The sequence below is a fragment of the Sphingomonas sp. Leaf34 genome, assembly GCF_001421805.1.
Classification (GTDB): domain Bacteria; phylum Pseudomonadota; class Alphaproteobacteria; order Sphingomonadales; family Sphingomonadaceae; genus Sphingomonas.
The window spans coordinates 289,648-304,244 of record NZ_LMLC01000003.1; the positions used below are offsets into that span (position 1 = coordinate 289,648).

The window sequence follows — 14,597 nt, forward strand, 5'->3', positions numbered from 1 at the left end:
ATATTGGCTCGAGGTTTCTCTCGCTGCGGGCGCTTCGCCTTACCGCGTCTCGAACGGCTTCACCCCAGTCCCGAGCCGGTTCGCACCCAGCGCCAGCCGATCGTGACTGAAATCCACCACGAACGCCGGGTTCTTATTGTCCCCCGGAGTCAGTCGCGCGTCGTTGTCCTCGACCCGCAACCCGGTCGAAGGATACGTCTTCGCCTCCGCCGCCACGACGATCAGCGCCGAGCCGTTCTCCTTGTTCTTGCCCTGCACGAAGGTGTTGCGAGCGATCACGCCGGTTGCGCCGTCGGGCAGGTCGATCATGTAGTTGGTCTTGCGCCCCGCGGTGTCATCGAAGCTGTTGTCGGTGATCGACACGCGGGGGCTGCGCACCTTGACGTAATGCCCCCCCGTGCCGCGCTCGAACCGCGAGTTGGTAACGGTCACGCTGCCCTGATTGGCGAGATAAATGCCATGCGCGCAGTTCGGCGCCTCGTCGCATTGGCCGAGCCCGGAGAAGGTCGAATGGTCGATCGTGATCGTCTGACCGGAGGACTCGCCACCGAGAATGCCCTCCTGACTGTTTAGAAACATCGCATCGATAACTCGCAGGTCGCCCGTCTCGCTCCGGATACCGGCACCGTTGCCGTCCCTGACGCGATAGCCGCGGAACACCAGGCCTTCGACGACCGAGCCCTGGCCGCGCAGCACCAGCGCCGCCTTGTCCTCGCACGTCACGCTGTCGAAGATCGCGGTGCCGGGCTGAACCGCCTTGAAGGTGATGTGACCGCCGGACTGGACCGCGCATTGGCGATAGGTGCCGGGCGCGATCAGGATCACCGCGGTCCCCGCCCCGATCGACGACACCGCCTCCTGCAACGTCGCGAAGCCGCGCCCCGCCACCGTGAACGGCGCGGCGGTCTGCGCGAACGCAGGAACGGCAAGAACCGCAAATGCCAGCAACGATCGTTTCATCCGAGATCCTCCGTCTGTCCCGCTGACGACGAGATCGCAGCGTCAGCCTTCCCGTCGCATGGAATGCCGCGGGGCGGCCAGACGATCCAGAGCGTATTCACGCTCTTGTCCCGATTTGGCGCATCGGGCTGCCGACCGGCGGCAGGGCTATCACAGGTGCGTGGCTTGCCCCCGTTGCTTCCACGCAATACCACCGCGACCGAAACAAAGCCGGCGGGGGGGAACCGATCGGCGCAGGGGGGTATCAGATGCACGCCATGACGCCGACGGAGGTTTTCCTCCTCGCGATACTCATCATCTTTACCGTGCCCTATCTCGTGTGGCGGCTCGGGCGGACCGATTACTGGGCGCCGCTGGTGGTGGTGCAGATCTTCGGCGGCATCCTGCTCGGGCCGGGCGTGCTCGGCGCGGCCTATCCCGCCTATTACGCGACGATCTTCACGCCCGCGACGCTGGGGTCGCTGAACGGGATCGCCTGGTGGGCGGTGATGATGTTCGTCTGGGTCGCGGGCATCGAGCTCGATCTCGGCGAAGCGTGGAAGCGGCGCGGCGAGACCGGTGTCACCGCAGGACTCGCGCTCGCGGTACCGCTCGTCACCGGCAGCATCGCTGCGGTGCTGATGCTGCGCTACCCCGGCTGGCGCGGGCCGGACGGCGCGACGTGGCAGGTTGTGCTCGGCATCGGCATGGCCTGCGCGGTGACGGCGCTGCCGATCCTCGTGCTGTTCCTCGAAAAGCTCGACATCCTGCGCGAGCCGATCGGGCAGCGCATCCTGCGCTATGCCAGCCTCGACGACATCGCGATCTGGGGCGTGCTTGCGCTGATCATGCTCGATTGGGAGCGCGTCGGCCGACAGGGCGGGTTCCTTGTCGGGTTCGCGATCGCGACGCTGCTGGTGCGAAAGCTCATGGCGAAGATCGAGGAACGCGACCGCTGGTATGTCAGCCTGATCTGGCTCGCGGGCTGCGGGTTCGCGGCGGACTGGGCTGGGCTGCATTTCATGGTCGGTGCGTTCCTGTCAGGCGCGGTGCTCGATGCGAAATGGTTCACGACGGCGCGGATGGACCAGTTCCGCCACTTCGTGCTGCTCGCGGTGATGCCGGTGTTCTTCCTGTCGACCGGGCTGAAGACGCAATGGGCGGTCGGCGGGGTCGCAGTCTTCGGCGCGGCGGCGCTGCTGCTGCTCGCATCGGTCGGCGGCAAGCTCGCGGGGGTTCATGCCGCCGGACGGATCCTGAAGTGGCGGCCGGGCGAGGCGTCGGTGATCGGCTGGCTGCTCCAAACCAAGGCGCTCATCATGATCATCTTCGTCAACATCCTGCTGGATAAGAAGATCATCACGAACGAGACGTTCACCGCGCTGCTGCTGATGGCGCTGGCAAGCACGATGCTGACAGTGCCGATGGTCGCGCCGAAGTTGAAGAAATTGGCGGGGCTGGTGCGGAAGAGCGGCTGACGCCCACCCCCCATCGTCGCCCTGACGAAAGTCAGGACCCAGGGTTACGAACGCCGCCCTGCTTGGCTCTGGGTCCTGACTTTCGTCAGGATGACGGAGGTGGGAGGGGGCGGCATGCGAAACATTGGCGCCGTGCCCTCCCCCTCCGTCGCAATCGGCGCCACCTCCCCCTGCCGGGGGGGGATCACTTCAACCTCCCGCGTTGAGCAGGTCGTGTCGTTTGAGCGCGTGGCGGAGCTGGTCGTAGCTCAGGCCTAGCGCATCCGCGGTGGCGCGCTGGTTGAACCGATGCTCCGCCAGCGCCCTCGCTAGCAGCTCGCGTTCGAACCGTGATACGCGCGACTTGAAGTCTGAGGGGCCTTCCTCGCACGCCACTACCGGATCTTCGCCGTCATCCGTCTCGGCCGGTCGCGGCGCCACCACTGCCGGTGGCCTAGGTCCAGTCGCCGCCCCGGGCCGGTGCGGCGACTGGAACGGGTCGATCTCGATCGCGTCGATCGGACCCGCCTGTTCCCAGCGATACACTGCGCGCTCGACGACGTTGCGCAATTCCCGGACGTTGCCCGGCCAGCGATACGCGACCAGTGCATCCATCGCCGCAGGGCCGAACCCTTCCCAGCGCTCACGCCCGAGTTCGGACGCCATCCGCCGCCCGAAATGCTCGGCGAGCACCACGACGTCGCCGGCCCGTGCCCTGAGCGGCGGCAACGTCACCACCTCGAACGAGAGCCGGTCGAGCAGATCGGCGCGAAACTCGTGCCGGTCCACCTTGTCGGGCAGATGCTCGTTGGTCGCCGCGACGATCCGAACGTCGACGCGCATCGGCCGCGACGAGCCGATCCGCGTGATCTCGCCATATTCGACCGCGCGCAGCAGCCGGTCCTGCGCCGCCATCGACAGCGTGCCGAGCTCGTCGAGGAACAGCGTACCGCCATCGGCTTCCTCGAATCGGCCCGTCCGCGCCTTGGTCGCGCCGGTGAACGCGCCCGCTTCGTGCCCGAACAATTCGGCCTCGATGAGAGTCTCGGGCAGCGCGGCGCAGTTCATGATGACCAAAGGCTGATCCCACCGCGGCGACAACCGGTGGAGACGTTCAGCGACCAGTTCCTTGCCCGTGCCACGCTCGCCGATCACCAGCACCGGGCGGTCCAGCGCCGCTGCGCGCGACGCGCGTTCGAGCGCCGCCATGAACGTGCCGGACTCGCCGATGACCTGTGTGGTTCGCTCCATGGCGAAGATGTGGCGCGAATTCCCAACTCTTGGCAAGCTTCGGGCGAAACGCACGGCGCAACTTTTGCGCAAAGCCTTGGAATTGCGCGGTTTTCAAAACTGGCACGCTAGATGCAATGCTTCAGGTAACCCGCCAAACCGCGGAAACGACCATCTTTAAAGGGGACCCACTATGATCAAGACCGACATCGCTCGCACCGTCGCCGCCGTTCTCTGCACCATCGTCTTCAGCACCACCTGCGTGCTCGGCGCTGTCGGCCCGGCCACGGCAACCACCGCAGCGCCTGTCGCGGTACACACCGCGATTGTGGCATAAGAGCCCGACGGACTCGCTGAGAGCCTCGGGCCGACCCCTGGAGTAGGAATTACATGGGCATCTTTTCCCGCACCCGCGACATCGTCGCCGCCAACTTCGCCGATCTCATCGAGAAGGCCGAGGACCCGTCGAAGATGATCCGCATGATCATCCTCGAGATGGAGGAGACGCTCGTCGAGGTTCGTGCCTCCGCCGCGCGCACCATCGCCGACCAGAAGGAGATGCGCCGGCATATCTCGAAGCTCGAGCAGCTCCAGGACAACTGGACTGAAAAGGCCGAACTGGCGCTGAGCAAGGACCGCGAGGACCTCGCCAAGGCTGCGCTCGTGGAACGTCAGAAGGCGTTCGACATGGCCGAGCAGCTCAAAGCCGAGGTCGGCGTACTCGACGACGCGCTTCGGGCTTCCGAGGAGGACATCGCCAAGCTGCAGACCAAGCTGCGCGAGGCGCGTACCAAGCAGAACGCGGTGCAGACCCGCCTCGAAAGCGCGAACAACCGCACCCGCCTGCGCGAGATGTACAACGGCCCGAAGACGCACGAGGCGTTCAGCCGTTTCGACATTCTCGACCGCCGCGTCGACGAGGCCGAGGGCCGCGCGGACGCGATGGGGCTCGGGGTGGTCAAGACGCTCGAAGAGGAAATTGCCGAGCTGCGCAGCAACGACAAGGTCGACGCCCAGCTCGCCGCGCTCAAGGCGCGCATGAAGAAGGACGATTGAGATGGACACCGTACTCGTATGTGCCACCATCTTCGTCGGTTTGCCCTGGGTGATCCTTCACTACGTTACCAAGTGGAAGACCGCACCCAAGATCACGGATGAGGACGAGAAGCTGCTCGATGAGATGCAGATGCTTGCCCGTCGGCTCGAAGACCGGGTGATGACCGTCGAACGGATCATCGCCGCCGACAATCCCGACTGGAAGCCAGGCCTTGGCAACACCCAGTCGGACGCACCCTATCGGCTCGATCGCGACAGCAATCGCCAGGCCGACCGCCCTTTCGAACGGAGGAACTGAAATGTCCGGCAGTCGCACGCAGTTTTACCTCGACAAACAGAACGCCAAGTTCAAGGGCGTTTGCTCCGGGATCGCCGATTATACAGGCGTTGATATCACGCTCGTCCGAGTTGCCATGGTTGTGTTGGCCTTCGCCACCAGCGGATGGGTCATTCTCGGCTATTTCGCGACCGCATGGTTGGCGCCGAAAAAACCGACTGGCCTGTATGATACGCCTGACGACGCAAAATTCTGGCAAGGTGTCCGCTCGAACCCGAAGCGCTCGACCGCCGAGGTCCGCAGCAAGTTCCGCGACATCGACCGCCGCCTCGCTGACATCGAGACGCACTACACCAGCCGCTCAAGCAACAGCCTCGCGGCAGAGATCGACAGCCTGCGCTGAGACGCGGCGTTAACAGGGAGAATGACGATGAATTGGGGTGGACCTGGGTTCGTGCTCGCAATCATCGCGATGACGACGATCGGCTGGATCGCAAACAACTGGATCCGGACGAAGCACGGTTATCCGCCGAGCGACGACTGGGGCAACACGATGAACTGGGGCGGATCACAAAAACAGACCGCCGACGGAGAGCGCAAGGTCGCGCTTCTAAGCAGCGAGAACGAGCGGCTGATCGGCCAGGTCTCCCGACTCGAGGAGCGGATCGCGGTCCTCGAGCGCATCGCCACCGATCCCGCCGAGCGGACCGCACGCGAAATCGAAGCGCTCCGCAACCGCTGAAAAGGGACGAGGACGATGATCAACCCGCTACTCATTCCCATCCTCGCCATCTGCTGCGGACTGCTCGCGATCTTCGGCGGCGTCGTGGTCAGACCCTGGTTCGCCTACAAGCATCGCCGGATGGAACTCGACGCGCAGATGATCGCGGAAAAGTCAGCACAATATGCGGCACATACCGACCGACTTGAACAGCGCGTACGTGTGCTTGAACGGATCGTCACCGACCGCGGCGTCGAACTCTCGGACCAGATCGACCAGCTTCTCGACGACCGCCCGCATAATACAACCAAGACGATACAGGAGATAAGATCATGAATGGTGGACAGGTGATGGTCGTGATGATCGTCCTGATCGTGATGATCACCGGCATCTTCAAGTCGCGCCTCAAAAGCGCGCGACATGCAGAAGACGTCTCGCTGATGAGCGATCCCGAGGCGGCGCGACTGCGCGACGAGGTCCGGCAGATGAAGGAACGCATCCAGGTGCTCGAACGCGTGATTACCGACAACCACAAAAGCGTCGATCTCGACCGAGAGATCGAGCGGCTTCGCGACCGCTAGGAGGCGGATATGATCGACCCGAACTTCTACATCACGCTCGCACTGGCGGGACTTGCGGGGCTCGCGATGATCGTTGTCGCCGGATTGGCTGGTTGGCGCGGGTGGCTTTCATTGCGGCGGCTGGAATTGGACCATGCGCAGGACGGCCGCATGCCGGTCGCGGTGTCGACCGGATCGCGGATCGAGATCGCCGATCTGAAGGAGCGCATCAAAAAGCTCGAGGCGATTGCGGCCGGGGTGGATCTCTGAAGCCCCTTCCCGGCGACGCCAGAGGAATGGTGCTCCGCGAAGACGGGAGTCCAGTCTGGGGCCCCGCATGCGCGCGGGAACATCTTGTTGAAGCGCCACCCTCGACCCGCTACCGATCCGCGACATGGCCACGCTCACCGACATCCGCGAGGAATATGACTTCCTCGAACCCGACGATCGCTATCGCCTTCTGATCGATCTCGGCCGCGAGCTTGAACCGATGCCCGATGCACTCAAGACCGATGCAACGCTGGTGCGCGGATGTTCGGCGTCGGTGTGGGTGTATCCGACCACCACCGACGACGGCCGGCTGCATTTCCTCGCGGATTCGAATGCAGCAATCACCAAGGGGATCATCGCGCTGGTGTTGCTGCCCGTGCAGGACCAGTCGCCTGGCGCGATCGTGGCAATCGACATAAAGGCGGAACTCGAACCGTTCGATCTGGGCAAGCAGTTGAGTTCGAACCGGACGCAAGGCATCCCGAACATGATCGCACTCATCCGGGAAACTGCGGAGCGCTACGCCGCGTAAGATAGCGGTGATGCCCCTGCCCGCTCCCGATCGGCAGCCGCGCGGGAGTCAGGACACGTCAGGCGTCGGACAGCGTTGCGAGCACCTCGCTCGTATCCGCGCCAGCCGGCACCAGCAGCCAACGATCGGTCCGAGCGCCGTCGACCATCACGACGGCGTTCTTAGGGCAAATGCCGAGGCACTTCACCTCGACCACCCCGCGCTCCGCCTTGCGGCCCTTCTTCACCCCAAGCCCCGCGCGCAGCAGCTTGGCGAGTGAGGTGCGTCCCTTAACACCGAACCCGCCGTCAAGCTTCCTAGAGCATTTGCCACAAACCAGCACGCTTCCCTGCCAGCGGCTGGCAAGTACGCGGATCACGCCGGCTTCCATGTCCGCTGCTCTTCGGCGGCCTTCAGGACTTCATACGCCGCCTGCACGCCTTGAAACCGCGTCGCGGCATCCTTGTCGCCGGGGCGCACGTCAGGGTGGTTCGCCTTTGCCATCCGGCGCCATGCCGCGCGTACGTCGTCGAACGACGCGTCAGGCTCGAGTTGCAATACCTCTAGCGCGCGCATTTCGTCGCGCGATCGGCTGCCGTCGCCCGAGCCTGCCCAGGCATAATGCTTCGGGTCCGTATAACCGTCAGCAGTCCGGGTCTCCGCCGCCTCCCGTTCCGCAGCTTCTTCCGCGCTCAAGCCTTCGAAGTAGTTCCAGCCGCGGTTATATTCGCCGGCATGGTTCATGCAGAAATACCACCGGTCTGGGCTGTTTGGGGACTTGGGCGCGGGGCAATTGCCAGGTTCGTTGCAGCCATGCCGGTCGCACAACCGCACCGTCACCGCCTCGGTGCTCGCCCCGTATGCACGCCAGCGTGGAAAACCCCAGTCGGAAGATCGTGTCGTGCTTCTCGCCATAGCGGCCCGAGATAAGCGTTCGCGCCCACAACGCAACCGCGGGCGACCACCGCGCGCACCGCTCCTGCAACCCATTTAACCTTCCGCGCCGCAACATTGCGCCTTGAGTCAGCCACCATTCATCGATTAATAAACATGAACTATTTGTCATGTGGCATGGATAGATGCGTCCGGGTCGGACGTATTCCCAGCCGACACCTCAGCGACAGGAGCCCTGGTGCCGACTCTAATTCCAAAGCTTACCACATGGCGCGCGGATCTTCCCGCCTCCATCGTCGTCGCGCTCGTCGCGCTTCCTCTTTGTCTCGGCGTCGCGCTGGCATCGGGTGCGCCGTTGTTCGCCGGTATCATCTCCGGGATCGTCGGCGGTATCGCCGTCGGGCTGTTCTCGAAATCTCCGCTGTCGGTCAGCGGCCCCGCCGCCGGTCTGACGGTGATCGTGCTGACCGCGATCGAGAGCATGCCGAGCTACCAGATGTTCCTGATGGCGGTCGTGCTCGCCGGCGTGCTGCAGATCTGCTTCTCGCTAACGCGCGCCGGTATTCTGAGCGAATTCGTGCCGTCTTCGGTCATCACCGGGATGCTTGCGGCGATCGGCCTGATCCTGATCCTCAAACAGATCCCGCATGCGGTCGGCTTCGACCGCGAGGCCGAAGGAATTTTTGAATTCACGACCGCCAACGGCATCAACACCTTCTCGCGAATCTTCGATAGTCTGAGCGCCGCGGTAACGCCCGGCGCGATCCTGATCGCGTCGATCAGCCTTATCTTCCTTTTCTGGTGGGACGGCGCCAAGCCCAAGGACGGCCCGTTGCGGTTCATCCCCGGCCCGCTGGTCGTCGTGTTGATCGGCATCGTCGGCAACATGCTGCTCGGCGTCGTAAAGCCCGAATGGCAGCTCAAGGCAACGCACCTCGTGCAGGTTCCGATCACGCAGACGCTGTCGCAGTTCCCGTCGCTGTTCACCTTTCCCGATTTTTCGGGGATCACGATGGGGGTCGTGTGGACCAGCGCCGTGACGCTGGCGATCGTCGCCAGCCTCGAATCGCTGCTGAGCGTTAAGGCGGTCGACGAGATCGATCCGCGCCGCCGCTCGACCGATAAGAACTGGGAGTTGATGGCGCAGGGCGGCGGCAACATCCTGTCGGGCCTGATCGGGGGCCTGCCTGTCACGTCGGTGATCGTGCGCTCGTCCGCGAACGTCGATTCGAAGGCGGAGAGCAAGCTGTCGACGATGTTGCACGGCTTCTGGCTGCTGGTCAGCGTCGCGCTGATCCCCGCGGTGCTGAATTTGATTCCGCTGTCCGCGCTCGCCGCCGTCCTGATCGCCACCGGCTACAAGTTGACCAAGCCCAAGCTGTTCCAGGAACGCTACAAGCAGGGCTGGACCCAGTTCATCCCGTTCGTCGTGACCGTCGCAGCCATCCTGTTCACCGACCTGCTTGAGGGCATCGTCATCGGGCTCGCGGTCGGCTTCGTGTTCGTCGTCGCCCGCAACTTCCGAACTGCAATCACCTTCGCCTGCGACGATGACGACTGCCTCGTCCGTGCCCGTCGCAACCTGTATTTCATCCACAAATATGAACTGCAAAAGGCGCTCGCCAAGGTGCCGGATAACGCCAACCTGCTGATCGATCTGTCGTCGACCAGCTATGTCGATCTCGACAACGTCGACATCATCAACGCCTTCATCAAGGGCGCTGCGTATCGCGGCATCACCGTCCTGATCCGCGGTGACCTAGCACTCCGCACGGTAAAGCTGATCAACGCCCCCCAGACCGAGGTCCGTTTCGCATGAGGCAGTACAAACAGCTCTTGCTCGCCAACAAGGCATGGTCGGCCGAGATCATCGAGGAAAGCGCCGACTTCTTCCAACGCCAGCTGGTCGGCCAGAATCCGGAATTCCTGTGGATCGGCTGTTCGGACAGCCGGGTCGGTCCGGAACAGATGACCATGACGCCACCGGGCAACATGTTCATCCACCGCAACATCGCCAATCTCGTCAACGACGACGACATGAACCTGATGTCTGTGCTGCAATATGCGGTCGACGTGCTCGGCGTGCGGCACATCATCATCTGCGGTCATTATGCGTGCGGCGGAATCCGCGCGACGCTCGACGGTGGCACCACGGGACCGGTCGACGCCTGGCTCGGTACCGCGCGCTGCGTGCTGCACGACCATGCCGACGAGATCGCCGCACAGCCTGACCGCGAACAGAAGGTCAATCGGCTGGTCGAAGTCAACGTCCGTGACCAGCTCATCCGGCTCGCGCGGACCGCGACGATCCAGGGTGCGTTTGCCCGTGGGCAGGAAGTGCTGCTCCACGGGTGGGTTTACGACATTCGCGACGGACTCATCAAACCGATGATGGAAATCGACGCGACCACCGTGCTGGACGAGGTGGGCCGACCGGAGAAGGTACTGATGTAAGCGGCGAGATCGCTAAGTTTGCGATCATGGGCGGGACCAGACCGGGGCCCCCGCCTTTCCCTCAGAACCCTTCGCTTGAGATCAGGAAGCGCTTTGCCACGCTCCCCGCGCCCGCTCATCCCGGCATCTTGAACCGCACTTGCTGAGAGAGGCCGCCGCAGCCAACGCCGCCATCGGGGCGAAAGGTCTTGCTCCACCGTGCGCCCGCGACCGTTTGCACGCCCGCCTTGGTGAATACAAACGGCGGATAGCTCAGCACCGCCCGCTGGTGCAGCACCCGGCCATCGGCATCGACGTCGAATTGCGTTCTCGTCCAGCCCTCGAAACCCCACATCCGCGCCTCGTCGGGGAATACGCCGCCCGCCGAAAGAAAATGCGGCGGCGCATCAAGGATCGCGCATTGGTTTGCGGCTAGACCCGACCGTTCGAACGTCGCGCGGGCGGTCGCGGTGTCGCCCGCCTGCTGCTGAAGAGACGCGAGCCGGATCAGCGCGCCGACCCGCAGCGGGTCGTTCGCGGCAAGCGCTTTGTCGTCAGCGACCTGCTGCAACAGCGCGCCACGGCGGCTGCGCGAATTGGTGCGGTCGGCAATGAGCAGCGTGATCGCGGACCGCGCGGTGGCATCGTTCGCATAGACCGGCATCGACAGCAGCGGCGTGATGTCGCGCGCGTAGACCTCGTCCTTCCAGTTGTCCGCACTGCTGGTCTGCCGAACAATGACGTCGAGCGGAAGGCGCGCGGTCGGCGGCGCGCCCTGCGCCTCGGCAATCGCGAGAGCACGACGCGCTAGGACGTTGCTCTCCTCGCGCCCAACCACCGCATTATTCGCGAGTTGGAAGAGCGGTGGTAGCGCCGCGAGCGACGTGGCCCCGGACTTCGCCTCCGCCGCGGCAAGCGCCGCGCGCTGGCGCACGATTGCGACCGCATCCGCCCCACGCTCCTCGGTTCGCAACGCCAGGCCCTTTGACTCCAGCCAAGTCGCCATGTCGGCGTCGAGGAACTTGGTGATCGACGGACGCTCGAACGCGGTCGAGCAACGCATCTCGATCCGCACATTGTACCGGAAGAATGCAGGAAAAGCCTTGACCTGCTCCGGTGTCCAAGACCAGTCGCGAACCGCGCGCGCGAATTCGAGCGCGACCGCGCCGCCACCCGCGGCATAGATGGGCGCGACCGCACTCACGACGCCGTCGTCGCCGATCGAGAACTCGACCACTGCCATATCGGCGGGGCGCAGATCGGCCTCACCGCCACAGGGTGGTACGTCCATCTGCACCGCCGGATCGAACTCGCCCTTGCTCAAGCGCCCCGCGCCGGTCATCGCCATATAGCGGCGCGCGTCGTCGGGTTTCCCCGCCAGCAACGAAGCGATCGCCGCGTCCGATCGCGCTGAAACATCGCTGATAGTGGTCTGCGAGGTCAGGCCGCCGTGTTGCTTGACTGCCTCGACTGCATAGACCCGTGCCGGTTCGTACGCGCTTCGGTTGAGCAGTAGGATCGCGTGGCGGCGCGCGACCAGCGCCTTCAGCTTGCCGTCCGCCTTGAGCGGCATCAGCAGCGCATCGGCGCGCGCAAGCGCGGTCTCCGCGGCGGCGGGGTCGGTGAACGTCTTCGTGTTGGCCAATGCGAGCATCGACGCGGCTTTTAAGTCGGGCGCATCCGCGGCCATTTCGGCGCTGGCATAGGAATCGCTCGCGCCTGCGTAGTCGAGTGCGTTCTCCGCGATGGAGCCAAGGTTATAATAGGCGCGCCAGCGATCCTCGGCGAGCGTTGCATCGCTTGCAGGCAGCAGCGCGAGCCCAGCGCGCGCCGCTGTTACGGCGTCATCCGAACGATCGAGCTTGAACAGCGCGGCGCTCTTGCGGATCTGCGCAACGCCGCGGCTGCGCGAGCCGAGCTTGGTGCGCGCTTCGAGCCTTTGCCAGGCAGCGAGCGCACCAGCCCTATCGCCCTTCGTATCAAGGGCCGCGGCGGCATCGAAATCCTGTTGCAAGGTCGTCGCCGTGACGGGCGCGCCGGTCTGCGCCGCCGCGGCGGACATCGCCATAAGCCCAACACTTAACATGCCGATTTTTCCGAAACGCATCACTTCCCCCGACGTCAGTTCGCGGCAGTCTGCAATGGTTCGGGGGAGGATGCCAGAGGGTCTGTAAGCCGGGTTCTGTCCATTTCCGACCCTTCGGTCGAAAGTTAGGCGACCATTCCTCTAGGACGACGGTTGCCCGCCGCCTCAAGCAATCAACCCGGGTGACGAGCTGAAACGAAGCCCATGTGCCACCCCTATTCGATCTTGCTCCCGGTGGGGTTTGCCGTGCCGCCCCTGTTACCAGGCGCGCGGTGCGCTCTTACCGCACCCTTTCACTCTGACCGCCCCGGCTTGCGCTGAGGGTTGGCCGTCTGCTCTCTGTGGCACTTTCCCTAAGGTCACCCTCGCCGGGCGTTACCCGGCACCGTCGTTTCGCGGAGCCCGGACTTTCCTCGCGTGTCCTGAAACACCCGCGGCCGCCCGACCCTCTGGCAGGGGTGGCCCTAGCGCGCGGACGGGCGATGCACCACCGTTTTTCGCGTACGCGCTCAATCCTCCCCCTCGCCTGGCAGAGAATTGGTCAGTCGTCCCCCGTCGGCTTGGGGAGCAGCAACGCCAACAAGATGCAGCGGCATTCCGCATCGACCTCGCCGTCGACGAGCTCCGGGCGAAAGCGCCGCTGGAACGCCATCGTCGCCGCCATCCGGTTTTCGACGTCATAGCCGAAGCGGTCGAGCGCGAGGCAGAAGCCGCCCTCGGTCCAGCCGGGGTCCATCAAATTTTTGGTCGGTCGCGGCAACGCCAGCCGCCGCCGCGCCAGTTCATGCCACGGGAACAGCTCGCCCGGATCGCGTTTGCGCGTCGGCGCGATGTCCGAATGGCCGACGATGTTGCCGCGCGTTATCTCGTGCCGGTCCATGATCTCGGCGACCAACCCGACGACCGCGGCGATCTGCTCGGCCGGGAACGGACGATAGCCGAATTCGTGACCGGGATTGACGATCTCGATGCCGATGCTCGCCGAGTTGACGTCGTCCACCCCACGCCAGTGCGACTTGCCAGCATGCCAGGCGCGTTTGCCCTCGGCGACCATCCGGAGCACGGTGCCGTCCTCCTCGACGAGGTAATGCGACGAGACCTTCGCCGCGGGATCGCGCAATCGTGCGATCGCCGAAGCACCGTCCTGCATGCCGGTATAGTGCAGCACGATCATCGTAATGGGCAGCGATCGATCGTCGAAATTGGGTGACGGCGTCTCGATGAACTTCAAGCCAGCTTCCCTTCGAGCCGTTCTACACGCGCGGTGCGGATGGTGACGATCGCGACACCGAGCATCGCCAGGCCTCCACCCGCCAGCATCAATAGCGTCAACGGGTTGTGGAAGTAATAGGCCGCTGCGAACACCGAGATGATCGGCGCGGCGAGCGTCATCGGCGTGACGATGCTGACAGAATGGCGCTGAAGCAACCATGACATCGAGCCTTGCCCGATTACGGTCGAGCCGATCGCCGAGAACGCGACCCAGCCGATCGTGTGCAGGGGCAGGTCGGGAATAGCGCGCATCGCCGCGGGTTCGGTGATCCCGGCGACCGCCGCCATGACGAGGCTCCCCATCAATCCGACCCAGGCGTAAATCGTCAGCACTGGGACGCCAACGAGCCGCCGCAGGATCAACGACGTGATCGCCCATACCAAGCTGGCGAGTGCGGTCAACGCAAGCCCGGCGCCCTCCCGTGCGGCGGACGGATCGAACACCAGCAACAGTACACCGAGGATCGACAATCCGATCCCGAGCATCCGCGGCCAATGGATCCGTTCGCGAAACACGACGATCGCCAGCAAAAGCGAGAACGGTACGCCGAGCTGTCCGGCGATCGCCAGCGCGCCGATATTGGTAGACACCGCCAGCGACAGGTTGATGATCAGGTAAAACACGCCGCCTGACAGCAGCCCGAGCAAGGCGAGCGTCGCGGTGCGCCCAGGGATCACGCGCAGCCACGTTGCGCAGACCAGAAACACGATCGCTTGGCGGAGGAAGCCGGCGGTCATCGGCGCGATGTCGGTCACCGCCATTTTCACGGCGATGATGTTGAGCCCCCATAGTACGTTCATCACGATGACGACCGTGAAGTCGCGCAGCCCGAAGCGGTGCGGTTCTCGCGGAGCAGTGGCGGCAGGCATCTGCATGACTTGCCGTTACGT

At 64.3% G+C, this 14,597-nt stretch carries 19 protein-coding genes and 1 other RNA gene; 12 read left to right on the forward strand and 8 right to left on the reverse strand.

Translation table 11 applies throughout. The features are described from left to right. Window positions 1-39: 39 nt before the first annotated feature. The gene (locus ASF00_RS09750) at window positions 40-960 is read right to left on the reverse strand and encodes a right-handed parallel beta-helix repeat-containing protein (protein WP_055878005.1); all 921 of its coding nucleotides are present in this window, start codon (window positions 958-960) and stop codon (window positions 40-42) included. A gap of 248 nt (window positions 961-1,208) precedes the next feature. On the opposite strand from ASF00_RS09750, the gene ASF00_RS09755 reads away from it, so the two are divergent. Then, complete coding sequence (locus tag ASF00_RS09755) at window positions 1,209-2,417, forward strand: cation:proton antiporter (RefSeq protein ID WP_055878006.1); 1,209 nt, start codon at window positions 1,209-1,211, stop codon at window positions 2,415-2,417. A gap of 189 nt (window positions 2,418-2,606) precedes the next feature. On the opposite strand, the gene pspF is transcribed toward ASF00_RS09755, so the two are convergent. After that, the gene (gene pspF, locus ASF00_RS09760; protein WP_055878008.1) at window positions 2,607-3,647 is read right to left on the reverse strand and encodes a phage shock protein operon transcriptional activator; all 1,041 of its coding nucleotides are present in this window, start codon (window positions 3,645-3,647) and stop codon (window positions 2,607-2,609) included. 172 nt (window positions 3,648-3,819) lie between these two features. On the opposite strand from pspF, the gene ASF00_RS18840 reads away from it, so the two are divergent. From ASF00_RS18840 to ASF00_RS09800, 9 genes are all read left to right on the forward strand, one after another. Further along, complete coding sequence (locus ASF00_RS18840) at window positions 3,820-3,963, forward strand: hypothetical protein (RefSeq protein ID WP_165391738.1); 144 nt, start codon at window positions 3,820-3,822, stop codon at window positions 3,961-3,963. 53 nt (window positions 3,964-4,016) lie between these two features. Then, the gene (gene pspA, locus ASF00_RS09765; RefSeq protein WP_055878009.1) at window positions 4,017-4,682 is read left to right on the forward strand and encodes a phage shock protein PspA; all 666 of its coding nucleotides are present in this window, start codon (window positions 4,017-4,019) and stop codon (window positions 4,680-4,682) included. A 1-nt stretch (window position 4,683) separates the two neighbouring features. Continuing rightward, window positions 4,684-4,980, forward strand: a complete 297-nt coding sequence (gene pspB, locus ASF00_RS09770) for an envelope stress response membrane protein PspB (RefSeq protein WP_055878012.1) — start codon at window positions 4,684-4,686, stop codon at window positions 4,978-4,980. 1 nt (window position 4,981) lies between these two features. Beyond that, complete coding sequence (gene pspC / locus ASF00_RS09775) at window positions 4,982-5,362, forward strand: envelope stress response membrane protein PspC (RefSeq protein ID WP_055878014.1); 381 nt, start codon at window positions 4,982-4,984, stop codon at window positions 5,360-5,362. 27 nt (window positions 5,363-5,389) lie between these two features. Next, window positions 5,390-5,701: a hypothetical protein gene (locus tag ASF00_RS09780; protein WP_055878770.1), complete on the forward strand. Its 312-nt coding sequence runs from the start codon at window positions 5,390-5,392 to the stop codon at window positions 5,699-5,701. A gap of 15 nt (window positions 5,702-5,716) precedes the next feature. Further along, window positions 5,717-6,016 (forward strand): hypothetical protein, encoded by a 300-nt coding sequence (locus ASF00_RS09785; RefSeq protein ID WP_055878016.1) that lies wholly within the window; start codon window positions 5,717-5,719, stop codon window positions 6,014-6,016. Further along, window positions 6,013-6,261, forward strand: coding sequence for a hypothetical protein (locus tag ASF00_RS09790; RefSeq protein ID WP_055878018.1), 249 nt, complete (start codon window positions 6,013-6,015; stop codon window positions 6,259-6,261). Before ASF00_RS09785 ends, ASF00_RS09790 begins: the two co-directional genes overlap by 4 nt. A gap of 9 nt (window positions 6,262-6,270) precedes the next feature. Next, entirely contained in the window at window positions 6,271-6,510 is a 240-nt protein-coding gene (locus tag ASF00_RS09795; protein ID WP_055878020.1) for a hypothetical protein, read from the forward strand. Between the two features lie 124 nt (window positions 6,511-6,634). Then, window positions 6,635-7,042 carry a SufE family protein gene (locus tag ASF00_RS09800; RefSeq protein ID WP_055878022.1) on the forward strand — a complete coding sequence of 136 codons (408 nt, stop codon included), beginning with the start codon at window positions 6,635-6,637 and terminating at the stop codon, window positions 7,040-7,042. Between the two features lie 58 nt (window positions 7,043-7,100). On the opposite strand, the gene ASF00_RS09805 is transcribed toward ASF00_RS09800, so the two are convergent. Next, window positions 7,101-7,400, reverse strand: a complete 300-nt coding sequence (locus ASF00_RS09805; protein ID WP_443024399.1) for a (2Fe-2S) ferredoxin domain-containing protein — start codon at window positions 7,398-7,400, stop codon at window positions 7,101-7,103. Beyond that, window positions 7,397-7,936 carry a J domain-containing protein gene (locus tag ASF00_RS09810; RefSeq protein ID WP_055878024.1) on the reverse strand — a complete coding sequence of 180 codons (540 nt, stop codon included), beginning with the start codon at window positions 7,934-7,936 and terminating at the stop codon, window positions 7,397-7,399. The genes ASF00_RS09805 and ASF00_RS09810 overlap by 4 nt, the downstream gene beginning before the upstream one ends. Window positions 7,937-8,153: 217 nt before the next feature. Between ASF00_RS09810 and ASF00_RS09815 the strand changes: the two genes are divergently transcribed. Then, window positions 8,154-9,734, forward strand: a complete 1,581-nt coding sequence (locus ASF00_RS09815; protein WP_082463355.1) for a SulP family inorganic anion transporter — start codon at window positions 8,154-8,156, stop codon at window positions 9,732-9,734. Continuing rightward, on the forward strand, window positions 9,731-10,369 hold the full coding sequence (locus ASF00_RS09820; RefSeq protein WP_055878026.1) for a carbonic anhydrase: 639 nt from the start codon (window positions 9,731-9,733) through the stop codon (window positions 10,367-10,369). Before ASF00_RS09815 ends, ASF00_RS09820 begins: the two co-directional genes overlap by 4 nt. A gap of 115 nt (window positions 10,370-10,484) precedes the next feature. Here ASF00_RS09820 and ASF00_RS09825 read toward each other — a convergent pair whose 3' ends face one another. The 4 genes from ASF00_RS09825 to ASF00_RS09835 form a co-directional block, all read right to left on the reverse strand. After that, window positions 10,485-12,455, reverse strand: coding sequence for an energy transducer TonB (locus tag ASF00_RS09825; RefSeq protein ID WP_156348292.1), 1,971 nt, complete (start codon window positions 12,453-12,455; stop codon window positions 10,485-10,487). A 48-nt stretch (window positions 12,456-12,503) separates the two neighbouring features. After that, window positions 12,504-12,887, reverse strand: an RNA gene (rnpB, locus tag ASF00_RS11510) — RNase P RNA component class A. Window positions 12,888-12,975: 88 nt separating this feature from the next. Continuing rightward, window positions 12,976-13,608: an N-acetylmuramoyl-L-alanine amidase gene (locus tag ASF00_RS09830; RefSeq protein WP_082463392.1), complete on the reverse strand. Its 633-nt coding sequence runs from the start codon at window positions 13,606-13,608 to the stop codon at window positions 12,976-12,978. 53 nt (window positions 13,609-13,661) lie between these two features. Continuing rightward, entirely contained in the window at window positions 13,662-14,582 is a 921-nt protein-coding gene (locus ASF00_RS09835; RefSeq protein ID WP_235525720.1) for a DMT family transporter, read from the reverse strand. Between the last annotated feature and the right edge of the window lie 15 nt (window positions 14,583-14,597).